Source organism: Amycolatopsis sp. NPDC058340 (assembly GCF_042723975.1).
Lineage (GTDB): Bacteria > Actinomycetota > Actinomycetes > Mycobacteriales > Pseudonocardiaceae > Amycolatopsis.
Genome location: NZ_JBHXIB010000018.1, coordinates 90135 through 116136 on the forward strand (window position 1 = coordinate 90135; position 26002 = coordinate 116136).

Here is a 26002-nt window from a genome sequence, read left to right on the forward strand (position 1 = left end):
CGTGACCCACTTCCCCGAAACCGGCACCGGCGATCCCGGAGCCGAACCGATCGCGATCGTCGGACTCGACGTGCGCGTGCCCGGCGCGCGGGACGCGCACCAGTTCTGGCGCAACCTCGTCGACGGCGTCGAGTCGATCGTGCCCGCCACCCGCGAGGAGATGATCGCCCGCGGCGCCGCACCGGACACGGTGGACGATCCGAGCTGGGTGAACGCCACCGCCGTGGTCGACGGCTTCGACGAGTTCGACGCCGAACTGTTCGGCATGACCAGCCGTGAGGCCGAGATCACCGACCCGCAGCATCGGCTGTTCCTCCAGTCGTGCCACGCCGCGCTGACCGACGCGGGCTACGATCCGGCCCGCTTCGACGGCGCGATCGGCGTCTACGGCGGGTCCGGCGGCACCGGCTACCTGACCGAGAACCTGATGCGCAACGAGCGGCTCCTCGCCTCGCAGCACGGCGGGATCGGCATCTCGACCGGCAACCAGCCGAGCTACCTGACGACCTCGGTGTCGTACAAGCTCAACCTGCGCGGCCCGAGCCTCGCGGTGTTCACCGCCTGCTCGACCTCCCTGGTCGCGGTGCACCTCGCCTGCGAGGCGCTGCGCAACGGCGAATGCGACATGGCCCTGGCGGGCGGCGTCAACATCGAGATGCCGCACGGGGTCGGCTACATGGGTGTCGACGGCTTCACCTCACCGGACGGCCACGTGCGGGCGTTCGACGCCGGTGCCAACGGCACGGTCTGGAGCAGTGGCGTCGGGGTCGTGCTGGTGAAGCGGCTGTCGCAGGCGATCGAGGACGGCGACCACATCCGCGGTGTCGTGCTGGGCAACGCGATCAACAACGACGGCGCCACCAAGGTCGGCTTCTCCGCGCCCAGCGTGTCCGGGCAGACGGAAGCGGTCGCGCAGGCCGTCGGCATGGCAGGCGTCGATCCGCGCACCATCGGCTACGTCGAGGCGCACGGCACCGGCACCGCGCTGGGCGATCCGATCGAGATCACCGCACTGTCCACTGTGTACGGTGACAGGGTCGCGGACACCGGCTGGTGCGCGATCGGCTCGGTGAAGTCCAACATCGGCCACCTGTCGCAGGCCGCGGGTGTGGTCTCGTTGATCAAGGCCGTGCTCGTCATGGAGCACGGGCTGATCCCGCCGACCATCAACTACCACGAGTCCAACCCGGGGATCGACTTCCCGGCGAGCCCGTTCTATCCGGCGCGCGAGGTGACGAAATGGGAGGCGGGCCGGACGCCGCGGCGGGCGGGCGTCAGCTCGTTCGGCGTCGGCGGCACCAACGCGCACGTCGTGCTGGAAGAGGCGCCGAGCCCGCAGCGGTCCCGGACACCGCGTCCGGCGCATCTGCTGCGGGTGTCGGCCAACACCGCGGAGGCGCTCTCGGCCGCGGTCGACCGGCTCGCCGACCGGCTGGCCGGGGACGTCGACCTCGATCTCGCCGACGTGGCGTACACCCTCGCGGCCGGTCGCACCGAGTACCCGCATCGCGCGGTCGTCGTCGCCCGTGACCCGGAGGACGCGGTCGACGGGCTGCGCGATCCCCGGCGTCTCGTGTCCGCACAGGCCGGGGAGACGAACGTGGCGTTCCTCTTCCCCGGCCAGGGTTCCCAATACGCCGGGATGGGCGCCGAGCTGTACGACGCCGAGCCGGTGTTCGCCGCGGCCGTCGACGAATGCCTGCGGCTGCTCGAATCCGAGCTGCCGGAGCTGCGCGAGCTGATCTTCGGGCGCGGCGGTGAGCAGGCGCTGCGGGAAACCCGCGTGACCCAGCCCGCGCTGTTCGTCGTCGAGTACGCGCTGGCGAGGCTGTGGCAGAGCTGGGGTGTGCGGCCCGCGGCGATGATCGGTCACTCGATCGGCGAGTACGTCGCCGCCACCGTCGCCGGGGTCTTCACCCTGCCGGACGCGCTGGACCTGGTCGCCGCCCGCGGCCGCCTGATGCAGTCGATGCCCGCCGGGGCGATGCTGGCCGTCCAGCTCGACGAGGAGAGTGTCACCTCGCGGCTGCCGGACACGCTCGCGATCGCCGGGGTGAACGGGCCCGGCACCTGCGTCGTGGCCGGGCCGTCGGACGCGGTCGCGGAGTTCGCGGCGACACTCAAGGCCAGCGGCGTGCAATGCCGCGAGCTGGTGACCTCGCACGCGTTCCACTCGCCGATGATGGACCCGATCCTCGCCGAGTTCACCGCGGCCGTCGCCGCCGTCGCCCGCACCGCGCCCGCGCTGCCGTTCCTGTCGAACGTCACCGGCGACTGGATCACCGACGCGCAGGCCACCGACCCCGCCTACTGGGCCTCGCACCTGCGTCAGGCCGTCCGGTTCGGTGACTGCGTCAAGAACCTGTTCGCGCGCGGCGGCCGCTGGGCGCTCGTCGAATGCGGGCCGGGTCATCAGCTGTCCGGGCTGTCCCGCGGCCAGGTGCCGAAGGGGATGCCCGCGCCGCAGCCGAGCCTGCCGGGCCGCACCGAGCGCATCGGTGACGTCGAAACCCTTTACGGCGCCGCCGGTCTCTTGTGGACGAACGGGGTTTCCCTGGAACCAAGGACATTCGGTGCGCCCGGCCACCGGGTCCCGCTGCCCGGCTACCCGTACGCGCGCAAGCGGTACTGGGTCGACCCGGATCCGGTCACGGCGGCCCAGCCCGTGCGGTCGAGCGGTCCGCTGCCGCTGTCCGAGTGGTTCGCGGTCCCCGCGTGGAGGCAGGCGGAACCGGACCTGAGACACGAACCCTTCGCGAACGCGCTCGTCTTCGCCGCCGATGACGTCCTGCCCGGCCTCCTGCGCGACGCCGGTGTGACGGTCACCGAAGTGCGCCCCGGCGACGGATTCGCCGCGACGGAGACCGGATTCACCGTGCGGCCCGGAGCGCGCGAGGACTACGACGCGCTCGTGGCCGCGCTGCCCGCCCGGCCCGAGCGGGTCGTGCACGCCTGGACGCTGGCCGGGGACGAGCGCGGCATGGCCGCACAGGACCTCGGGTTCTTCAGCGTGCTCAACCTCGTCCAGGCGTGGGGCGAGCCGGTGCGGATCGACGTGGTGAGCACCGGCACCGCCGACGTCACCGGCACCGATCTGACCCGGCCCGAGCACGCGACCCTCGCCGGGATCGCCCGGGTGGTGCCGCTGGAGATCGCGGGCACGGTGGTGCGCCGGATCGATGTGGACAGCCCGCGGGACGCGGTCGCCGAGCTGTTCCGCCCGGCCGACGCGGCGGCCGAGGTCGCGCTGCGGGCCGGTCGTCGCTGGGTGCTCGACTACACCCAGCTCGACCTGCCCGCGACCGCCGAGCCGGTGCTGCGCGAAGGCGGCCGGTACCTGATCACGGGCGGGACCGGCGGGATCGGCATCACGCTCGCCGAGGATCTCGCCCGCCGGGTGCGGGCGAAGCTCATCCTGCTCACCCGCGCCGGGCTGCCGCCGCGGACGGAATGGGACGCGCACCTCGCCGCGCACGGCGGCACCGATCGCGCCGGACGCGCGATGCTCGCCGTGCGGCGGATGGAGACGGCGGGCGCGGTGGTGCACATCGCCGCCGCCGACGTCACCGACGCGGCGCGCCTGCGCGAGGTGCGTGAGCTGGCCGAGCGCGAGTTCGGCGGCCTCGACGGGATCGTGCACGCCGCCGGGCTGCCCGGTGGTGGTGTCGCCGAGGTGAAGGAGCGGGCCGCGGCCGAGGCCGTGCTGGCCCCGAAGATCGCCGGGACGCTGGCACTGGCCGAGGCGTTCGCCGACCTGCCGATGGACTTCGTCGCGCTGTGCTCGTCGATCACCGCGGCGGTGGGCGGCATCGGGCAGGTCGACTACTGCGCCGCCAACAACTTCCTCGACGCCTACGCGCGGGGCGGCCACGGCTGGCGCGCCCGGCTCGTCTCGCACGCCTGGGGTGGCTGGGACGAGGTCGGCATGGCCGCGGAGGTGGCCGCGCCGACCACGATCCGTACCGCCCGGGCGCGGTCGCTCGGCCCGGTCGAGCACCCCGTGCTCACCACGCGCTCCGAGGACGGCGCGCACGGCCTCGTCTCGGCGGCCACGCACTGGCTGCTCGACGAGCACCGGATCGCCGGGGTGCCGGTGGTGCCGGGCACGGGACATCTGGAGACCGTCCGCGCGGCGGTCGCCGCGGCGCTGCCGAAGCCCGGTGACGGGCACGTCGTCGAGCTGCGGGACGTCGTGTTCCTGGAACCGTTCGGTGTCCCGGACGGCTCGACCGCGGAGTACCGCGTGGAATTCGACGGCGACGAATTCACCGTGACCAGCCACGTCGCCGGCGCGAGCCGGACCCACGTGCGCGGGGCCGCGGGATGGACCGCGGCCGGGACGGTGTCCACTGTGGACATCGACGCGGTGACGGGGCGGACCGAGCCGATCGACGACGGGAACGGCTTCGGCACCGGCCGCACCAGCATGGTCACCTTCGGCCCGCGCTGGGCGGCGCTGCGCGAACACCGCATCGGCGCGGAGGAGGAACTGGCCACGATCACGGCTCCCGGCGCGGCGGCGGGTGACCTCGGCGCGTGGGGCCTGCACCCGGCACTGCTCGACGTCGCGACCGCGTTCGGCCGCGGCCGGGGGAGCGGCACCTACCTGCCGATGAGCTACGGCCGGATCGTCGTGCACGACGCGCTCCCGGCGAGTTTCCGCAGCCACCTGCGCTACCGCGACACCGGCGGCGACCAGGTGGTGGCGGCCGATCTGTCGCTGTGCGACGAGACCGGCCGCGTGCTCGTCACGATCGAGGATTTCGTGCTGCGACAGGTCGATCAGGACGCCGTCGGCGGTGGCCTGACTGCCGTGTCTCCTGCGTCTACTGTGGACAATTCATCGACCGGGATCCGGCCGGTGGACGGCGCCGAGGCGTTCGTCCGGGCGTTGTCGCCCGGTCTCGGCGGGCAGGTGGTGATCAGCACCCTGCCGGTGCGGGAACTGATCGAGCGTCAGGTCAGTGCCGAGGAGCTGGAGGAACCCGGCGACGCGCCGGTGGCGGTGTCCGAGGACGACTACGTCGCCCCGCGCACCGAGCTGGAGGCCGAGATCGCCCGCCAGTGGACCGAGCTGCTCGGCGTGGAGAAGATCGGTGTGCACGACGACTTCTTCGCCCTCGGCGGCAACTCGCTGGTCGCGATCCAGCTCATCGCCCAGGTGCGCAAGGCCACCGGCACGCGGCTGGCGATGAAGACGCTGTTCGAAGCGTCCACAGTGGCCACCCTGGCCGAGCGGATCGAGGAGCTGCGCGCCGGCAAGACCGAGGCGCCGTCCGAAGAACCCGCCCGGACCACCATCCCGAAGCTCGAACGCTGAAGCGGTGATGGTCGTTGAGACGCGAACTGAGGGTCGGCCCGGTGGTCCGGCGCGCCCGCGACTGTCCACAAGGGAATCAAATCCCTGCCGGCGTGACCGTTTTGGGTGCTTTGCTCGGGGGTCGTGAGTGGCAATGGTCGTTCTAACCCTCTTTGCCACTCACGACCCTCCCGGCGGAACCGTGCAAAGGTCGCGAATCGGTCAATTTGGCGGCAAAAGCGTCCCTTGTGGACACTTCGGAGCGCGCCAGAGGTTCGATCGTGGACCGGCGGGTTCACCAACAGACATTGAGAACAGGAAATCATGAGCGACACGAAGGAATGGACGTTCCCGGCCTCGTTCGGCCAGGAGCGGATCTGGCTGTCCGGCCAGCTCGACCCGGTGTCCCCGGTGTACAACCTGCACTGCCAGGCCCGGCTGGACCGCCCGCTGACCCCGGAGCAGTGGCGCGCCGCGCTCGGCGTCATCGTCGGGCGGCACGAGGCGCTGCGCACGTCGTTCCGCATGGAGGGCGGCGCGCTCATGCAGGTGGTGCACGCCGAGGTGCCGATCGAGCCCGAGGTGCACGACCTGCGGGATCTGCCCGCCGGCTCCCGTGAAGACCGGCTCGCCGAACTCGTCGGCGCCATCTCACGCGAGGCCATCCCGCTCGACGCACCGCCGCCGTGGCGGGCCCAGGTGTGCCGCATGGCCGACGACGAATGGGTGCTCACGTTCGTCGTGCACCACACCGTGTTCGACGCCGGATCGGTGCTGGTGCTGGGCACGGAACTGGGCGAGGCGTGCGACGCCGTGTTCGAGGGCCGCGAGCCGAAGCTGCCCGAGCTGGCCATCCAGTACCCGGACTTCTCGGCCTGGCAGCGCGGGCAGCTCGAAACGTCCAGTGAACAGCTGGACTACTGGCGCAAGCAGCTCGCCGGGTTGCCGCCGGTGCACGGCCTGCCCACCGACCGGCCGCGGCCCTCGGAGCTGACGTTCGCCGGTGACCAGGTGCACTTCACCCTCCCGGACGGTCTGATCGACCGGGTCGGCGAGCTGAGCCGGGAGCTGTCGGCGTCGCCGTTCATGGTGCTGCTGGCCGGCTACGCGGCACTCCTGTCACGACTGTCCAGAGTGGACGACATCGTCGTCGGCGTCCCGGTCGCCGGCCGCGACCTGCCGGAGCTTGCCCACCTGATCGGCATGTTCGTCAACCAGATGGCCGTGCGCGTCGACTGCTCGGGCGCGCCCGCGTTCACCGAGCTGGTCGGCCGGGTCCGGACCACACTGCTGGAGGCGATCGACCACAGCCAGGTGCCGTTCCAGGCGGTCGCCGAGGCGGTCGGGGCCGAACGCGATCCCGGTGTGCAGGCGCTGTACCAGCTCGGGTTCAACTTCCTGCCCGACTCGGGGCTGGAGCCGATCCGCTCGGCCACCGCGAAGGACGACATCGCGATCGACCTGACCGCCGTGGACGGCAGGCTCGTCTATCGCACCGACCTGTTCGACCGCGAGACCGCCGAAGCCGTGGCCGAGCGGTACGTGCGGCTGCTCACTGCGGCGCTGGCCGATCCCGCTCAGTCGGTCGCGGATCTGCCGCTGCTGTCGGACGCCGAACGTGAATCGGTCCTGAATAGTTGGAACCCGGCAGTGTCCACTTCGGACACAGCCACCGTGCACGCCAGGTTCGAGGACCAGGCACGGCGGACTCCGGGCGCACCCGCCGTCGACTTCGGTGGGGTTCGCTTGACGTATGCCGAGCTGAACGCGCGAGCCAACCGCGTCGCACACCGGCTGCGCGAACTGGGCGCCGGTCCCGGCACCGTCGTCGGCGTCTGCGTGCCGAACTCGGCGGACCTGCTGATCGGTGTGCTCGGCGTGCTGAAGAGTGGCGCGGCCTACGTCCCGCTCGACCCGGCCAACCCGGCTCCCCGGCAGGCGCTGATCCTCGCCGACGCGGGTGCCCCGTTCGTGCTGGTCGCCGGAGAGTCCACAGTAGACACCAAGACGCTGGCCCTGGACGACCCGGCGGAATGGTCCGCCGCGGCCACCGAGGATCCGGAACCCGCGGCAGGGCCGGGCGACGTCGCCTACGTGATCTACACGTCGGGCTCGACCGGGCGGCCCAAGGGCGTCGAGGTCGAACACCGGGCCGTCGACACGTACCTGGCGTGGGCGCGTGAGGCCTACCCCGGCCTGGCCGGACGGGCGCTGCTGCACACGTCGCCGTCGTTCGACCTCACCGTGACGACACTGCTCGGCACCCTCACCGCCGGGGGCGCGGTGGTCGACAGCCGCCCGACGTTCGTCAAGGCGACCCCGACACACCTCGCCATCCTCGCCGAAGAGCTGTTCCCGACGGGTGAGCTGGTGCTCGGCGGTGAAGCGTTGACCGCCGAGGCCGTCCAGCCGTGGCGGGACCGGCACCCCGGCACGCTCGTCGTCAACGAGTACGGCCCGACCGAGGCCACGGTCGGCTGCGTCGTGCACCGGATCGAATCCGGGGACGCGCTGCCGTCCGGGCCCGTCTCGATCGGCCGTCCGGCGCCCGGCACCCGCGTGTACGTCCTCGACGAGCGGCGGCAGCCGGTGCCGCCGGGCGTCCCGGGCGAGCTGTACGTCGCGGGGTCGCAGCTCGCCCGCGGCTACCTCGGCCTGCCTGAGATGACCGCCGAGAAGTTCACCGAGGGTCCGTACGGCCGGATGTACGCGACCGGCGACCTCGTCCGCTGGCGCCGCGACGGCACGCTCGACTACCTCGGCCGCGTCGACGAGCAGGTGAAGCTGCGCGGCTACCGTATCGAGCCCGGCGAGGTCGAAGCGGCGCTGCGCGAGCTGCCGGACGTGCGGGACGCGGCCGTCGCGGTCCGCGGCGAAACGCTCGTCGGCTACGTCGTCGGCAGCACCGAGGGAGCGGCCGAGGCCCTGCGGAAGACGTTGCCGGAGTACCTGGTGCCGACCCGGTTCGTGACGCTCGACGCGTTGCCGATGGCGGCCAGCGGCAAACTCGACCGGGCCGCGCTGCCGGATCCCGAACCCGATGAGGCACCGGCGTACGTCGCACCCCGGACCGCGGCCGAAGAGCTCGTCGCCGAGGTCCTCGGGGAGCTGCTCGGCATCGACGATCTCGGCGCGCACGACGACTTCTTCGCCCGTGGCGGCAACTCGCTGCTGGCGATCCGCGCGATGGCCCGGCTGCGCAAGCAGATCGAGGTCGACATCCCCGTGCGCGGGCTGTTCACCCTCACGACCGTCGCCGGGCTCGCCGCCGAGATCGAGCGACGGCTCGCCGAGGACCTCGACCAGCTCAGCGACGAAGAGGTCCAGCGCCAGCTGGCCGAAGGCGAGAAGTCATGACCGCGATCGACGAGACCAGCGCGGCCGCGCGCCGCGCCCTGCTCGAACGGCGGCTTCGACGGCGCGCGGAGCCGGCGGCGACCATCACGCCGCGTCCCGCCGACGCCGTCGTACCGCTGTCGTATCAGCAGGAACGCGTCTGGTTCATGGAGCAGTTCGCGCCGGGCACCGGGTCGTACCACATCCCGGTGCCGATCCGGCTGACCGGCAGGCTCGACGTCGCCGCACTCCAGTCCGCTTTGGACACTCTGCCCGCGCGGCACGAGGCGCTGCGGATGCGCTTCCCGGAAGGGGAGGACGGACAGCCGACCGTCCACATCGAACCGTCGGCCACCGTCGATCTGTCCATAGTGGACGCCGGAAGCGAGGAAGCGGCCCGTGCCGCCGTCGACGCCGCCGCGGCCGAGACGTTCGACCTGGCCACGGGTCCGCTGCTGCGGGCGACGCTGGCCAGGGTGTCCGACGAGGAACACCTGCTGGTCCTGTGCACGCACCACATCGTGGGCGACGGCTGGTCGGTAGACCTGCTGCTGCGTGACCTCGCCGCGCAGTATCACGCCCTGAGCACCGGCGGCACGGCCGAGCTGCCCGCGCTGAGCATCGGGTACGGTGATTTCGCGCACTGGCAGCGCCGCACGCTCACCGGCGGCGAGCTCGACCGGCAGCTGGAGCACTGGAAGGCACAGCTCGCCGGGGTCGAGCCACTGGAGCTGCCCACCGACCGGCCCCGGCCCGCCAAGCAGAGCTTCGACGGCGCGATCCACGAGTTCTTCGTCGAGCGCGAGCTCGCCCGCGCGCTCGGCGAGCTGAGCCGCGAGCACGGCGTCACGCTCTTCATGACCCTGCTGGCCGCCTACCAGGTGCTGCTTTCGCGGTACTCGGGCCAGGAGGACTTCGCGATCGGCTCGTCGTCGGCCGGGCGCGGCCTGCCCGAACTGGAGGGCGTGGCGGGCATGTTCATCAACATGCTGCCCCTGCGTGCCCAGCTCGCGGGCGACCCGACGTTCGCCGAACTGCTCGAACGCACCCGGCGGCACGTGCTCGACGCGTTCGAGCACGCCGACGTCCCGTTCGAGCGGCTGGTGAACGCGCTCGGCGTGCCCCGCGACGTCAGCCGCTCGCCGGTGTTCCAGGCGATGTTCGTGCTGCAGAACTACGAGATGGGGCGGATGGGTGCCGCCGGGCAGTCCGATGTGGACTTCCGCTGGCTGCCGATGGACCTGCCCGCGACCCGGTTCGACTTCGAGTTCCACGCGATCGAGGTCGAACGCGGGCTGATCGGCAAGCTCGTGTACAACACCGCGCTGTTCACCGAGGACACGGTCGCCGGGATGGCCGGGCGGCTGGTCACGCTGCTGCGCTCGATCGCCGCCGCTCCGGATCTTCGGCTGTCCGAAGTGGACATTCTCGACGCGGCGCAGCGCGAACTCGTCCTGGAGCGCTGGAACGCCACGACGGCCGAGTTCCCGCAGACCACGCTGCACGCGCTCGTCGAGGAGCAGGCCGCCCGGACGCCGGACGCGCCCGCGGTGACCTTCCGCGGCGCGTCGCTGACCTATCGCGAGCTGGACGAGCGGGCCAACCGGCTCGCGCACCGGTTGCGTGGTCTCGGCGTCGGGCCGGGCGTGCTCACCGGCGTGTTCGCGGAACGGTCGTTCGAACTGGTCGTCGCGCTCCTCGGCGTGCTGAAAGCCGGTGGCGCGTATGTCCCGCTCGATCCGGAGTACCCGGCCGACCGGCTGGCGTTCATGCTGCGGGACGCGGCCGCGCCCGTCGTGCTGACGCAGGCGGCGTTGCGCGAAACGCTGCCGCCGGGTGACGCGACCGTCATAGTTCTGGACGACCCTGACGATCTCGCCGAGACGGCCGGGCCGCCCGAACCGCTCGCCGGACCGGAAGACCCGGCGTACGTCATCTACACCTCGGGCTCCACGGGGCAGCCGAAGGGCGTGCCCAACGGTCACCGCGGCATCGTCAACCGGCTCGACTGGATGCAGCGCGCGTACCGCCTCGACGGCACCGATTCGGTGCTGCAGAAGACCCCGGCCGGTTTCGACGTGTCGGTCTGGGAGTTCTTCTGGCCGCTGATCACCGGTGCGCGGCTCGTGCTCGCCGAACCCGGCGGCCACAAGGACGCCGCGTATCTGCGTGAGCTGCTCGCGTCCGAAGGCATCACCACCGCGCATTTCGTGCCGTCGATGCTCACGCTATTCCTGGCCGAGCAAGGCGTCGAGACCTGCACGGCGTTGCGGCGGGTCGTGTGCAGCGGCGAGGAACTGCCGCTCGACGCCGCGCGCGAGTTCGTCCGGCGGCTGCCGGACTGCGAGCTGCACAACCTCTACGGTCCGACCGAAGCCGCCATCGACGTCACCGCCTGGCACTGCACGCCCGCCGCGCTCGCCGACGTCGCGTCGGTGCCGATCGGGGCGCCGATCCAGAACATCCGGATCTACGTGCTCGACCGTGCCGGGCGGCCCTGCCCGGTGGGCGTGCCCGGCGAGCTGCACATCGCGGGTGTCGGCCTCGCCCTGGGCTACCACAACCGCCCGGAGCTGACGGCCGAGCGGTTCGTGCGCGATCCGTTCCACAGTGGACGGATGTACCGCACCGGCGACCTCGCGCACTGGCGCCCGGACGGGACGATCGCGTTCCTCGGCCGGATCGACCACCAGGTCAAACTGCGCGGCCTCCGTATCGAGCTGGGGGAGATCGAGACGACCTTGCGCGCCCGGCCGGGCGTACGCGACGCCGCCGTGATCGTCCGCGAGGACACGCCGGGGGACAAGCGGCTGGTGGGGTACGTCGTCGGCGACGCCGAGCCCGGGGCGCTGCGGACGGCGCTCAAGCAGAGCCTCCCGGACTACATGGTCCCGCCGTCGTTCGTCGCGCTCGACGAGCTGCCGCTCACCCCGAACGGCAAACTCGACCGCAAGGCGCTGCCCGCCCCGGTCGCGTCACGGGACGCGACCAAGGAACTGGTCGCGCCGTCGACCCCGGTCGAGACCTTGCTGGCCGGAATCTGGCGCGACGTGCTCAAGGTGGACGAGCTGGGCGTCGACGACGACTTCTTCGACCTCGGCGGCCATTCGATGCTGGCCACCCAGGTGGTGGCGCGGATCGGCAAGGCGGGCGCGGGCCAGGTCGGCGTCATGGACCTGTTCCAGCACCGCACGATCCGCGAGCTGGCGTCCTTCATGGACGGTGACGACGCCGACCGGCCGCGGCACCTGCTGTACGAGCTGACCAAGCCGGTGAAGCAGCGGACGCTGACCTATGTCTGCTTCCCCTACGGCGGCGGCAGCGCGATCGTCTACCAGCCCTTGGCCGACGCGCTCCCGGAGGGTTACTCGCTCTACTCGGTCGCCATCCCCGGCCACGACGTCGGGCTGTCCGAAGAGGCGTTGCCCTTCGACGACCTGGTCGAGCGGCTGGCCGGCGAGATCCTCGACCGGATCGACGGCCCGCTGGCCATCTACGGTCACTGCGGTGTCGGCAACGCGCTCGCCGTCGCCGTCGCCCGAATGCTCGAAGAGCGCGGCCGCGAGCTGGAGGTCGTCTACATCGGCGCGATCTTCCCGTTCGCCCGGATGAAGGGCGCGGTGGGCACGCTGCGCACGCGGCTGGAGAAGCTGCGCAGCAACCGGTACTACTCGAACTGGCTCAAGGGCATGGGCGTCGACACCGACGACCTCGACCCGGCGCAGGCCGACCGGATCATCACGAACATGCGGGCCGACAGCCGCGCCGCCGAGGAGTACTTCAGCGGCCTGCTCGACGCCCGCGTGGCCAAGCTGCGCGCGCCGATCGTGTCGGTGGTCGGCTCCGAGGACCCGGTCACCGACTACTACGCCGAGCGGTACCGGGAATGGGAGTTCCTCACCGACACCACCGCGCTCGTGGTACTCGACCAGGCCGGGCACTTCTTCCTGCGTTACCGGGCCGAAGAACTCGCGGAGATCGTCACGCGCGTACATCCGGCGCTGGACGATCCCGGCGAGCTCGACGTCCGGGTCCGCGGCGAGGACGCGGGCTGGGCGGTACACGAAACCCATCGGTCCACTGTGGACGACAAACCCGCGGTGCGGCCGAGCATGGGCCGGTTCGTCACGATCACCATCGGGCAGCTGGTGTCCTCGACCGGCTCGGCGCTGACGTCGTTCGCGGTACCGATCTGGCTCTACACCCGCACGGGCTCGGTCGCCGACCTCGGCCTGCTGTGGGCGCTCGCGCTGCTGTTCGGCGTGCTCGTCCTGCCGGTGGCGGGCGCACTGGTCGACCGCGGCGACCGGCGGCGGATCATGATCGCGGCCAGCGGTATCGCGGGCGGCATCCAGCTGATACTGGCGTTGGTGCTGATCACCGGGCACGTCCAGCTGTGGTTGTTCTACGTGCTGATCCCGCTCGGGTCGGTGGCCGCTTCGTTCCAGCGCATCGCCTATCAGTCGTCGGTGGCGCAGCTGGTACCGAAGCAGTACCTCGGGCACGCGATGGGGCTCGCGCAGCTTTCCACCGGTTTCGCCCAGCTACTGATGCCGGTGATCGCGGCCGGGCTGCTGGCGACGATCCAGCTGTCCGGGATCCTGATCCTGGACATGGCGAGCTACGCGTTCGCGATCGTGGGCCTGCTGCTGGTGCGGTTCCCGGACATGCTGGGCTGGCGCCCGCGCGAACCGCTGCTGACCGCGATCGCGGGTGGGCTGCGGTACTCGTGGAACCACCGCGGTTTCCGCACGATGCTGCTGTACTTCGCGCTGGCGAACGTCTTCCTCGCTCCCGCGCTGGTGCTGCTCTCGCCGCTCGTGCTGTCGTTCGGCTCGGTCACCGACGTCGCACAGGTGGCGCTGGCCGAGGCCGTCGGCGCGGTGGCAGGCGGGATCGGGATGGCGCTGTGGGGCGGCCCGCGGCACCGGCGGATGGTCGGCGTGCTCGTCGGCAACGTGGGGATCGCGCTCGGCAGCCTGGTGATGGGCCTGCGGCCGTCGCTGATCGTCGTCGCGGCCGGGGTGTTCCTCCTCGCCGCCGCGATGTCCGTGTCGCAGGGCATCTACGCGACGCTGGTGCAGGTCAAGGTGCCGCAGCGGTTCCACGGCCGGGTGTTCGCGATCAACCAGACGATCACGTGGTCCACGCTGCCGATCGGGTTCGCCGTGCTGGCGCCGTTGGCCGTCGGCTGGTTCTCGCCGCTGCTGGCGCCGGGCGGCGCGCTGACCGGGTCGGTCGGCGCCGTGCTCGGCACCGGCGAGACCCGGGGCATCGGGCTCGCCTACGTCGTCTTCGCGCTGATCCTGCTGCTGATCAACGTGGGCGGGTTCTCGCTGCGGCTGCTGCGCCGGTTCGACACCGAAGTGCCCGATTCACTGCCCGACGACCTGGTGGGGGCACAGGAACGGGAGCGCAAGCTCGCCGGGAAGGAAGCCGCATGAGTACGGCAGTGCTGGTCAGGGAGGCCCGCGGGCACTGGGTCGGCGAGGTCGCCCCGTCGATGCGGGCGGCCGGGCACCGCGTGGTGCTGCTCGCCCCGCCGATGGACGCGGCCGAGCGAGCCGCGCTGGACGGCGTGGTGGACGACATCGTCGCGCTCGACGACGTCCACGACGCGGAGGCCGTCGCGGCGAAGGTCCGGGAGATCGACGGCGGCGCGCTGGCCGGGATCTTCACCGGCTCGGACGGCGCCATCGCGAGCACCGCCCACGCCGCGGAACTGCTCGGCGTGGCGCGCTGCCCGGCGTCGGTGTTCGCCCTGTGCGCGAACAAGTTCGAGGTCCGGGAGGCGCTCGCCGCGGCCGGTCTGCCGGGGCCCGCGCACGCCCTGATCTCGTCGGCAGGCGAGGCGGCAGCGGTCGCTTCGGCGGTCGGGCTCCCGGCGATCGTCAAACCGGTCAACGGGGCGGGCAGCAACCTGGTCCGCACCGTGTCCACTGTGGACGAGCTGGCGGCCGCGTACGAGCATCTGGCCGCGCGGCTGCCCGAGTCCGCGGATCCGCGCTACCACCGTCCTTTGGGGACACTCGATCCTTCGGCGACGTTCCTCGTCGAAGGGTTGCTGTCCGGCCCGGAATACGCGGTGGACGTGCTCGTCCGTGACGGGGTCGCCGAACCGGTCGAGATCCTCGACAAACCGCTGATCGACGAGCGGAAGTTCGAGCTGGCACTGTCGTGCCCGCCCGCCGGGCTCACCGCCGGCCGGGCCGAACTGGTCACGGCGGCGGCGGTCGCGGCCGTCCGCGCACTGGGGCTCGACAACACCTGCGCCCACGTCGAGCTGATCGACGACGCCGACCGCGGCCCGACGATCGTCGAGGTCAACGCGGGTCGCCCGGCCGGGTCGATCATGCCGCTGCTGGCGAAGCTGCGCACCGGCATCGACGTGTTCGCCGAGCTCGCGGCGCTCGCGGTCGACGCACCGCCGCCGGTGCGGGAACCCGCGAAACTGCCGATCCCGCTGGGCATGCTGATCCTCTACGCGGCCGGTTCGGGCCGGTTGACCAGGATCGGCGGGCTCGACGAGATCGCCGAACTGCCCGAGGTGATCGACGTCGTCACCACCGTCTCGCCGGGGCAGGTGCTCACCGACGAACAGGAGACCTACGCGGTCAACCTCGTCGTGGCCGGGTTCGCCGACCACGACGACCTCGCCGCCCTGCACGCCGAGGCGAGCAAGCTCGTCCAGCTGGACCTGGAGGAAGTGTGAACACCGCGTTCGTGGTCTGCGAGACCGCCGGACAGTGGATCGCCGACGTCGTGGCCGCCGTCCGGGCGACCGGCCTGCGGGCCGAGCTGGTCAGCGAGCCCCTGGACCCGGCCGAGCTGACGCAGCTGGCGGACGTGGTGGACGGCATCATCGTCGTCGCCGACGTCCGTGACGCCGAATCCGTCGCCGAGGCGATCCGGGCGCGGAACGCGCGTCCGGCCGGGCTGGTGACCGCGGCCGAGGGGATCATCGCGAGCGTCGCCCGTGCGGCCGAGCTGCTCGGCGTCGCGCGCTGCCCGGCGTCGGTGTTCACGGTGACGCACGACAAGTTCGCGGTCCGGCGGACGCTCGCCGCGGCCGGATTGCCCGGCCCTCGCTGCGCGCTGATCTCGTCGGCCGACGACGCGGAGTCGGTGGCTTCGGCGGTCGGGCTCCCGGCGATCGTCAAACCGGTGAACGGCGCGGCGAGCAATCTCGTCCGCACGGTGTCCACTGTGGACGAATTGGCGGCGGCGTACCGGCTGCTGGCCGAGCGGCTGCCGCACTCGGAGGACGCCCGGTACCACCGGCTCGTCGGGTCGATCGACCCGCTGAAGGTGTTCCTCGTCGAAGGCCTGCTGCGTGGGCCGGAGTACGCGGTCGACGTCCTGGTGCGCGACGGCGCCGCGGAACCGGTGGCCGTGGTGGAGAAACCGCTGATCGACGAGCGGAAATTCGAGCTCGGCATGGTCTGCCCGCCGCTCGAACTGTCCGAAAAGGACACCGAGCGGCTGTTCGCGGCGGCGACGTCCGCCGCGCTCGCGCTGGGCCTGGACAACACCTGCGCTCATCTGGAGCTGATCGACGACGCCGAGCTGGGCCCGACGATCGTCGAGGTGAACGCGGGCCGCCCGGCCGGTGGCGCCCAGCCGGTGCTGCTGAAGCTCGCGACCGGCATCGACGTCATCGCCGAAGCCGTATCGCTGGCGCTGGGCACGCCGCCGCCCGCGCGCGGTACGGGCCTGCCCGTGCCGGTCGGTTACCTGATCTTCTACGCCGAGGGCACCGGACGGCTGATCCGCGTCGAAGGCACCGACGAGGTCGCCGACCTGCCCGAGGTACTGGAGGTCGTCACGATCGTGCGCCCCGGCCAGCTGCTCACCGACGACCAGGAGATCTACGCGGTGAACGTGCTCGCCGCGGGGTTCGCCGACACCGAAGACCTCGCCGCGCTGCACGCCGAGGCCGCCAAGCTGATCCGATTCGAACTGGAGGAGTCATGACCGCCGAACTCACGGCGAACCTCGGGCACATCGAGGGCAACGAACACACGAAGCTCACCGTGTACGCGGCCACGGGCCTGGACTGGGTGCGCGCGCACCGCGAAACACTGCAGGACCGGCTGCGCGAGGACGGCGCGATCCTGCTGCGCGGGATGCCCGCCGACCTGACGGTGTTCAACCAGGTCACCGAGGAGATCGGCGGCTCGCTGCTGACCTACACGGAACGGTCGACGCCGCGCTCGGCGGTGTCGGGCAACATCTACACGTCGACGGAGTATCCGCCCGCCGAGTCGATCCCGATGCACAACGAGAGCTCGTACTCGGCGCACTGGCCGGACCGCCTGTTCTTCCTGTGCGACATCGCGGCCGAAACCGGTGGCGCGACGCCGATCGCCGACAGCCGCGCGGTGTACCGCCTGCTGCCGGAGGACCTGCGTGAGCGATTCGCGGGCGGCGTCACCTACACCCGGGCGTTCCGCGAGGGCCTCGGGCTGAGCTGGCAGGAGGCGTTCCAGACCGAAGACCGGCAGGCGGTGGAGGACTACTGCGCCGCCAACGGGCAGACGTTCGAGTGGACCGACGAGGGCCTGCGCACCCGGCACGTGCGCCCGTCCTTCGTCGCGGAACCGCACACCGGCGGGATGGTGTGGTTCAACCAGGCCAACCTGTTCCACGTCTCGAGCCTGGGGGAGGAGGTCAGCGAGGCGCTGCTGGAGCTTTACCCGGTGGAAGACCTGCCCCGCAACGCCTTCTTCGCCGACGGCTCGCCGATCCCGCAGGCGGATCTCGACACGATCAAGGCGGCGTACGACGAGGTCGGCTACGCGTTCCCATGGCAGCCGGGCGACATCATGGTGATCAACAACATGCTGATGGCGCACGGGCGCGAGCCGTTCACGGGGAAGCGGCGGACCCTGGTCGCGATGACCTGATCTCGGCGCTCCGCCAGGACCCGAACAGGCCGGCCGGACCGTCCCACGCGGACGGTCCGGCTTCGGCTTCCAGGCCGCGGGAGCGGGGTAACCCGCCTCACGCCGTAGCTTCCCCGCCGCCGGCTTTCTCTACGGATCCTCATTTATCGTCTTCGGGCTGGCTGAAGCACTGGTGCGCAGGGAAAGCTGGGGGACGTGTCGAAGCGATTCGAGGAGTCCGCGACAGCCCTCGGAACGCGCTACGTGCGGGACCGCATGGTGGCCGGGGTGCTCCGTCGCATGGCGAGCATGGCGGACGTCGCTCCGTACCTGCGAGGACCCTCACGCGTGGCGGTGATCCGGCTGACCGGCGAGGTGCTTTCCCGCTGCCTCGACGAGCTGGAGCCCGAAGGCCGGCTCAGCGGCGGTGAAGACGCGCTGCGGCCGCGTGCCGGGGAGCCCGCCGCGGTCGGGATCGTGCTGGCCAGGGTCCTGGGCAGGCTCGTCTGGGAACAGCTGACCGAGGTCATCGGCCCGTACGAGGCGCCGCCGCTGGCCGTATGCCGGTCCGCGGAGGTCCTGTTCGACAGCCTCGTCGAGCTGGCCCGCCCGGTCACGTATCAGTGAAGGCAGGGCGACCAGCCGTATCCCAGGTGCCCGCGGCCGTCGGTTTCGCATGACCGGATGGACGTGTCCTTCCACTCAGTCACGCGAAAGGCGGCACCAGGACGTCACGCCCGCGACCGTCGGCCCAATAAATGAGGACCCTTAGAGAAATCCCGTACGGGACGTTCGCGCTTAAAGTCGTTTCATGAACGATGCGACAGCGGACGTCGTCGCCGGGACGGCACGGGCGATCGCCCGCTGTCCGGCCTTCGCCGTGGTCGAGGGCGAACCAGGGGCAGGCCGGACGTGGCTGCTCGACGAACTCGCGCGCCATGAGACCCGGGAGTGCGCCGTGATCCGGGTCCACTGCGCCCGGCGCCGGCGACCCGTCCCCCTCGGCCCGGTCCTCGAAGCGCTGAGCGCCGATCCCGGCCGGTGGTCCTCGGTCGCCTCACGCCTGTCGCCGGTCGCCGGCGTCCTCCGGCCGCTGCTGCCCGAACTGACCGAGGTGCTCCCGGCGGTGACGGTCGACGCGAACGGCCGTCACCTGGTGTTCCGGGCGATCCGAGCGCTGCTGAGCACGCACGAACGCACCGTTCTGCTCGTCGACGACGCGGACGAGGCCGACGAAGAGACCCAAGATCTCCTCAGGTTCTTGGCGGACAATCCTTCGCCGCGGCTGGCCGTCGTCACCACGTCGACGGTCCGGGCGCATCGGCCCGTGCCGGGCGAATCCTGGTGGCCGCCCAGGTCCGGAGTGACCGCGAGAGCCGTCTTGGCGCCGCTGGGCGTCGAGGACGTCGTGTCGCTGGCAGGCTCGCGGGAGACCGGTGAACGGGTTCACCGGCGAACCGGCGGCCTGCGCGGAGCCGTTCACGCGGTCCTGGAGTCACCAGGTACCTCCGTCCCGGCGGCGTGGTCCGCCGCGCTCGCGGCCAGGTTCGCCAAAGCGGACCAGGACTGCGCCGGGATCACCGAGGCGGCCGTGGTCTTCGGCCGTCCGGCGAGCGGGCGAGAGCTGGCCGCCGTCTCGGACATGGCCGATGACGCCGTGGTCGGCGCGCTCCTTTCCGCTCTCGACGCGGGATTCCTGCGGGATCTCGGCAGGGGGCGGTACGCCACGCGCAGCCCTCTGGTGGAGGAGGTGTTGCTCGCCGCGATCCCCGGTCCCCGCCGGTGCCATCTGCACGGTCGCGTCGCTCGTCTTCTCTCCGCGTCGGACGAACCGGACGCGCCCAGGATCGCCCGGCACCATCGGGAGGCCGGTGAACTCGGCGAATGGGTGCGGTGGACCTCGGCGGCCGTGGACGGGGCGGTGACCGAGGGCAAACCGGACGAGGCCGTGCGCCTGCTCGAAGCCGCACTCGCCGACGAGGACCTTTCCCGGGCGGACAGGGAGAACTTCGCCGTCCGGCTCAGCAGGGTGACCGCCTACGAACTGGTCAAGGAGCCGACGGTCCGGTTGCTGCGCACCGCGGTGCGGGACTGGCCGATGAGCAAGTCCGCCCGCGGCGAGATCCGGATCAACCTCGGCCGCCTGCTGATCAACCAGACCGGCGAGATCGACGCGGGGCGCTCGGAGATCCAGCTCGCCGTCGCCGATCTCTCCGGCCACCGGGCGCTGCTCGCGCGTGGACTGGTCACGCTGGCGCTCCCGCACGTCGGCGCGATCCCGGTCGAAGAGAACCTGCGCTGGCTCGACCAAGCGGAGCGGGCCAGTGAAGGCGTCCGCGACGTCGAACTGCTCGCCGCGGTGACCGCGAACCGGATGTCCAGCCGGATGCAGGTCGCCGATCCCGGCGTCTGGCAGGACGTCGTGACGCTCCCGGACTCGCCGCGCTCGGCCGACGTACGCCGCCAGGTCTGCCGGACCTACATCAACCTCGCCGACGCGGCGGCCTGGAACGGCTACTACCCGGTGGCCAGGTCGTATCTCGCCACCGCGCGACGGCTGATCCAGGACGAGCATCAGCCCTATCTGGAGGCACTGGCCGCGGGCACGGATCTGCGGCTCGACGTCGCCATGGGTCTCTGGTCCACTGTGGACGACGAGGCGCGTGCGCTCGTCGCGCGGGTGGGGGAGGACGCTTCCCTGTCGGCCGAACCCCTGCTGGCGCTCGGCTGGTACGACTTCGGCCGCGGGCGCCGGGCGGCGGCCTTGCGCGACTTCGACGCCGCGTCCGCGCTTTCGGCGGGCAGCGTCCCTCTGCAGGCTTCGTCGTTCGCGGGACGGGCGGCGGTCCGGCTCGCGGGCAAGGACCTCGCGGCGGCGCGCCGTCTCGTCGAGTACGGCCTGGAGAGCGTCCGCCGGAAGAACAACTGGGTGTGGGCGGCCGAACTCCTCCCGACGGCGGTCCGGATCCTGATCGGCCAGAAGGAGACCGGGATCGCCGAGGCACTGCTGGCCGAGTACCAGGAGGGCATCACCGGTCGCGACGCGCCGCTCGCCCACGCGGCCGACCTCTTCTGCCGTGGTTTGCTGGCGCGGCCCCGAGCCGCCGAAGCCGCCGAACTGTTCAGCCGTGCGGCGCGGTCCTATCAAGCGTTGCCACGACCCTACGCGGCAGCGAGCGCGGAGGAACTCGCCGGCGAGTGCTACGCCGAACTCGGTGACCACGAACGGGTGCTGGGCGCGTTCACCTCGGCCGAGACCACTTACCGGTCACTGGATTCCCTCGCCGACGCGCAGCGATGCCGCCGGGCGCTGGCGGCGCACGATCCGGACGTCCCGCGACGGGGACGGCGCGGTTACGGCAAGGCGCTGTCACCTCGGGAACTCGAGGTCGTCTGCCTGGCCGCGCGGAGCCTCACCAACCGGCAGATCGCCGAGCGGCTGTTCCTGTCCGCGCGCACCGTCGAAGTCCATCTCGGCCGCGCGCTGGCCAAACTCGACCTGCCGTCACGGGCGGTCCTGAGTGAGGAATTGCTGCGCGATCGGGTCGCCGCGTCGAAAACCGCCTGAATCGTGTGCTTCACTCGGTTTGGTTTCTTCGTGTCCGCGCAGATTGATGAGGTCCCGTACTTTTTCGGCATACTGTCCTAATAGGAACGGAGTTTCCGCCGGTTGGCTCCGGATTTCGGTAAAAGCCCTGGTAGTGGCGCCGTGAATTTAATGGGTAGTCCATCGTGGACGACCACTATTGTTCTCGGCCCTGCCGAAATTCACTGTTGTCATCGCGCCGATTCCCCACCATCAGGAGTAAGCCGATGCGTCAACGCTTCCGTCCTCGAAAGGTCTTGGTCCTCGCCACGGCCTTGTCCGCCGCCCTCGTCCTGCCTGCCGTCGCCTCCGCGGGCGAACAGGCCGTTCTGAAAGGGGGCCCCGGCGCCATCCCGGGCGCCTATCTCGTCACCTTCAAACCAGGGCAGGCCTCCGCCGCCGACGTTCACTCGCTGGCCGCGTCCCACGGCGCGCAGGTCACCCGCACCTACGGCGCCGCGTTGCGCGGGTTCGCCGGTCGCATGACCGAGGCGCAGGCCCGCGAACTCGCCGCGGACCCGGCGGTCGCCACGGTCGAACCGGACGCCATCGCCCACGGCACCGACACCCAGAACGATCCCACCTGGGGACTGGACCGGATCGACCAGAAGGATCTGCCGCTGGACAAGAAGTACACGTACGCCAACAAGGGTGACGGCGCCACCGTCTACGTCCTCGACACCGGGACCGACTACCGGCAGTCCGAGTTCGGCGGACGCGCGAGCAGCGGCTACGACTTCGTCGACAACGACAGCGACGCTTCGGACTGCCACGGCCACGGCACCCACGTCGCGGGGACCGTCGGCAGTACGACCTACGGCGTCGCCAAGGGGGTGAAGATCGTCGCCGTCCGCGTGCTCGGCTGCAACTCCAGCGCGCCGTGGTCGACGATCGTCTCCGGGATCGACTGGGTCACCAAGAACGCCAAGAAACCCGCCGTGCTCACGATGAGCATCGGCGGCGGCGCGACGTCCACCGTGGACCAAGCGGTACAGGGTGCGATCCGGGCGGGGATCACCGTCACGGTCGCCGCGGGCAACGAGGGACAGGACGCCTGCAACGTCTCGCCCGCCCGCACACCCGAGGCGATCACGGTCGCGGCGAGCGACGCGCAGGACAGGCGGTCGATCTTCAACTCGTCGCAGTCGTCGAACTACGGCACCTGCACCGACCTTTTCGGGCCGGGCAGCAACATCACCTCCACCCGCAACGGCGGCGGCACGCAGCAGATGAGCGGCACCTCGATGGCCACCCCGCATGTCGCGGGCGCCGCCGCGCTCTACCTGACCGCGAATCCGTCGGCCACCCCGGCGCAGGTCACCCAGGCCTTGCTCGACAACACGACGCCCGGCAAGATCACCGACACGAAGGGCTCGCCCAACAAGCTGCTGTACACCGGTTTCCTCGACGGCGGCACGCCGAATCCGCCGTCCTGCGCCGGTGGCACCAGCACCGAGGACGTCGCGATCCCGGACGCCGGTGACGCCGTCACCAGTACCGTGACGATCGGCTCCTGCGATGCCAAGGGCACTTCGGGCACCTCGGTCGCCGTGGCGGTCAAGCACCCCTACTCGGGCGACCTGAAGATCGACCTCGTGACGCCGAGCGGCAAGGTCGTCAACCTCGAGCAGGCCGGTGGCGAAAGCTCGATCGACCTGTCCAGGACCTACACCGTCGACACCTCGGGCGAGAACCGTTCCGGCGACTGGAAGCTGCGCGTCCAGGACGTCTACCGCTTCGACACCGGCGTCATCGACAGCTTCGGCCTGACCTTCTGATTTCCCTCCCTGTGAAAGGAAGAACCGTGCAGAGAAAAAGAATCCTGGGCCTGTTGGCGCTGGGTATGACGGCCCTGTCGATCCCCATCGCGGGCGGCACCGCCGGGGCGGCACCCCAGCCGACCGCGTCCGCCGTCGCGCCGACCGGTGACGTCCGGCTCCCCGATGGTGCGAACGCCCAGGGCATCGGTGGCGTGCCGGCCTCGGTGAAGGACTATCCGTTCGCGATCGCGGCCCTGCGTGAAGGCGGCTCGCGGCCCATGGGGCAGAGTTGCAGCGGGTCGGTCGTGGCGCCACGCAAGGTGATGGTCGCGGCACACTGCAAGGAACTGGCAGGCGAGAAGTCCGTCCTTTATGGACTGGACGATCTGGTGACCCCGGGCGGCACGCGGCTCAAGGCCGTCGACTATCAGGTCCACCCGAAGTACACCCAGCCCTGGAACGGCTACGACGTCGCGATCATCACCACCGACGGCGACATCCCCGTCCCGGCGGGCGGATACGCGAAGGTCGCCACCTCGGCCGACACCGGGCTGGAGGCACCGGGCAAGGACGGGTTCAGTCTCGGTTACGGCAAGAAGACCTACAACGACAGCCCCGCCGACGTCACCCTGCAGAAGCTGACGCTGCCCATCGTCGACCCGAGCCAGTGCACCGGGGTGGAGAACGGTGTCGACCCGAGGACGATGATCTGCGCCGGCTACCCCGACGGCCGCAAGACCGTGCTGCCCGGCGACAGCGGCGGCCCCTTCGTCGTCAACGGCGTGGTCGTCGGCATCACTTCGTGGAGCCGCAGTGATTTCAAGTGGTACAGCGTCTACAGCCGCCTGAACAACGAGATGGGGGACTGGGTCAAACAGCAGATCGGCGACGTGCCCGGTACCGACAAGTTCACCCTCGCGGCGTCACCGGGTTCGGTGAAGGTCGACCCCGGCAAGTACATCTCGACGTCGATCACCAGCAAACCGGGCAAGAACGGCAGCGAGAGCGTCGCGCTGACCGCGTCCGGGCTGCCCGACGGAGCCAGGGCGACCTTCCAGCCGTCGACCATCAACTCCGGCGACACCGCGAAGCTGACGATCGAGACCGCGGCGGGCACGCCGGAACGGGACTACACCGTCACCGTCTCCGGCAAGGGAACGACCGACACCGCGACCACCACGCTGACCCTGACCGTCGGCAGGGGCGGCAGCGAGCCCGGCGATCTCAAGGTGACGCTGAATCCGGCTTCCGGGACCGCCAGCCCGGGTTCGATGGTCAGCACGAAGGTCTCCGTGACCGGCGGCAGCGGTTCCATCACGCTCTCCGCCTCCGGACCGGGTCTGCCGTTCGCGCCGTTCTTCAACCCGCAGACCATTTCCAGCGGCGGCACCTCGACGATGCAGGTCTTCCCGCCGTTCCAGGCCGGTACCTACCCCATCACGGTGACGGCGAAGGACGGCTCCGGCAAGACCTCGACCGCCACGTACACCCTCACCGTCCAGTGACCACGACGACCACGGAGGTGATCCACCATGCGTAATCCTCGAAAACTCCTGGTGGTGCTGGGCGCACTGACCCCATTGCTGGCGCTCGGCGCCGGGAACGCCGTCGCCGCCGAAGCCGAAGGTGTGGTGATCCAAGCGAAACAGCACTACGGCGACCAGTACATCGTGGTGCTGAAGGACGGGATGGCGACCGCGCAGGCGTCGTCCGCGTCTTTGACCCGGCGTTTCGGCGGCGAAGTCCGCTCCACCTGGTCGGCCGCGCTGAACGGCTTCTCGGTCAAGAAGATGACCGAGAAGCAGGCACGCCGGCTCGCGGCGGATCCGTCGGTCAAGGCCGTCTACCAGGACGGTACGGCCCGCGGTGCGGACACACAGGCCAACCCGACCTGGGGGCTGGACCGGATCGACCAGAAGAGCCTGCCGCTGGACAAGAAGTACACCTACGGCAACAGCGGCGAGGGCGTCACCGCGTACGACCTCGACAGTGGCATCAACCCGTCGAACCCGGAATACGAAGGCCGCGCCAGCCTCGGCAAGGATTTCATGGGCGGCGACGGCAAGGACTGCAACGGGCACGGCAGCCATACCGCGGGCACCATCGGCAGCAAGACCTACGGCGTGGCGAAGAAGGTCAAGATCGTCGGGCTGAAGGTGCTGGGCTGCGACAACACCGGGCCCGACTCGGGAATCATCGACGCGGTCGACTGGGTGACGGCCAACGCGGTGAAACCGGCCGTGGCGAACATGAGCCTCACCACGGACGCGCCGGGCGTCGGTGACGACGCGGTCAAGCGGTCCATCGCGTCGGGTGTCGTCTACGGCATCGCGGCGGGCAACGCCTCCACCGACGCCTGCAACACCAGTCCCGCCCGAGTGCCGGAAGCCATCACGGTGAACGCGACGGACTCCGGCGACAACCGGTCGCAGTTCTCGAACTACGGTTCCTGCACGGACATCTTCGCCCCGGGCAGCAACATCACCTCGCTGAGCCCGAGCAGCGGCGGCACCGCGGTGATGAACGGGACCTCCATGGCGACGCCGCACGTCGTCGGCGCGGCCGCGCTCTACCTGGCGGCCAACCCGTCCGCGACGCCGAAGCAGGTCCGGGACGCGCTGGTGAACAACGCTTCCGACGGGGTCGTCAAGAACCCGGGCAGCGGTTCGCTGAACAAACTGCTCAACGTCTCGTTCATCGGGAGCGGTGGCCCAGCGCCGAAGTGCGGCACGAAGTCGAACACGAACCCGGTGTCCATTCCGGACGCCGGCGCCGCCGTGACGAGCGCGGTGACGCAGGACGGTTGTGACGGCAAGGCGTCCTCGTCGCTGCCGGTGAAGGTGGACATCTCGCACACCTACACCGCGGATCTGGTGCTCGACCTGATCGGGCCGAGCGGGAAGGCGTACCGCCTCAAGAACTCCGGCGGGGTCGGCACGGCGGGCGGTGTCCACGAGACGTACACGGTGGACGCTTCCGGCGAGAACGCCAACGGCACCTGGAAGCTGAGCGCCCAGGACGTCTACCGGTTCGACACCGGATCGATCGACGGGTTCACCGTCACGTTCTGACCGGGTGCGATGGGAGACGGGGTGGGGCCGGACGCCGAGTCCGGTCCCACCCCGGTGCCGTTTCC

Annotated in this window: 11 protein-coding genes; all 11 read left to right on the plus strand. The window is 70.8% G+C overall.

What is annotated here, in order from left to right; translation table 11 throughout:
• Position 1 precedes the first annotated feature (1 nt).
• The 11 genes from ACFWIW_RS21435 (at position 2) to ACFWIW_RS21485 (ending at position 25937) form a co-directional block, all read left to right on the plus strand.
• Complete coding sequence (locus ACFWIW_RS21435) at positions 2–5320, plus strand: SDR family NAD(P)-dependent oxidoreductase (RefSeq protein WP_378370038.1); 5319 nt, start codon at positions 2–4, stop codon at positions 5318–5320.
• Between the two features lie 303 nt (positions 5321–5623).
• Positions 5624–8656, plus strand: coding sequence for an amino acid adenylation domain-containing protein (locus ACFWIW_RS21440; protein WP_378370039.1), 3033 nt, complete (start codon positions 5624–5626; stop codon positions 8654–8656).
• Positions 8653–14079 carry an amino acid adenylation domain-containing protein gene (locus ACFWIW_RS21445; RefSeq protein ID WP_378370040.1) on the plus strand — a complete coding sequence of 1809 codons (5427 nt, stop codon included), beginning with the start codon at positions 8653–8655 and terminating at the stop codon, positions 14077–14079. The genes ACFWIW_RS21440 and ACFWIW_RS21445 overlap by 4 nt, the downstream gene beginning before the upstream one ends.
• Positions 14076–15347, plus strand: coding sequence for an ATP-grasp domain-containing protein (locus ACFWIW_RS21450; RefSeq protein WP_378370041.1), 1272 nt, complete (start codon positions 14076–14078; stop codon positions 15345–15347). The genes ACFWIW_RS21445 and ACFWIW_RS21450 overlap by 4 nt, the downstream gene beginning before the upstream one ends.
• Complete coding sequence (locus ACFWIW_RS21455) at positions 15344–16609, plus strand: ATP-grasp domain-containing protein (protein ID WP_378370042.1); 1266 nt, start codon at positions 15344–15346, stop codon at positions 16607–16609. Before ACFWIW_RS21450 ends, ACFWIW_RS21455 begins: the two co-directional genes overlap by 4 nt.
• A complete protein-coding gene (locus ACFWIW_RS21460) occupies positions 16606–17541 on the plus strand; it encodes a TauD/TfdA family dioxygenase (RefSeq protein ID WP_378370043.1) in 936 nt (311 codons plus the stop codon). Before ACFWIW_RS21455 ends, ACFWIW_RS21460 begins: the two co-directional genes overlap by 4 nt.
• 195 nt (positions 17542–17736) lie before the next feature.
• Entirely contained in the window at positions 17737–18147 is a 411-nt protein-coding gene (locus ACFWIW_RS21465; RefSeq protein ID WP_378370044.1) for a hypothetical protein, read from the plus strand.
• 184 nt (positions 18148–18331) lie between these two features.
• Positions 18332–21088 (plus strand): AAA family ATPase, encoded by a 2757-nt coding sequence (locus ACFWIW_RS21470; protein ID WP_378370045.1) that lies wholly within the window; start codon positions 18332–18334, stop codon positions 21086–21088.
• Positions 21089–21333: 245 nt separating this feature from the next.
• Positions 21334–22884, plus strand: a complete 1551-nt coding sequence (locus tag ACFWIW_RS21475; protein WP_378370046.1) for a S8 family serine peptidase — start codon at positions 21334–21336, stop codon at positions 22882–22884.
• Between the two features lie 26 nt (positions 22885–22910).
• Positions 22911–24371 carry a trypsin-like serine protease gene (locus ACFWIW_RS21480; RefSeq protein ID WP_378370047.1) on the plus strand — a complete coding sequence of 487 codons (1461 nt, stop codon included), beginning with the start codon at positions 22911–22913 and terminating at the stop codon, positions 24369–24371.
• Positions 24372–24398: 27 nt separating this feature from the next.
• Positions 24399–25937: a S8 family serine peptidase gene (locus tag ACFWIW_RS21485; RefSeq protein WP_378370048.1), complete on the plus strand. Its 1539-nt coding sequence runs from the start codon at positions 24399–24401 to the stop codon at positions 25935–25937.
• Positions 25938–26002 lie beyond the last annotated feature (65 nt).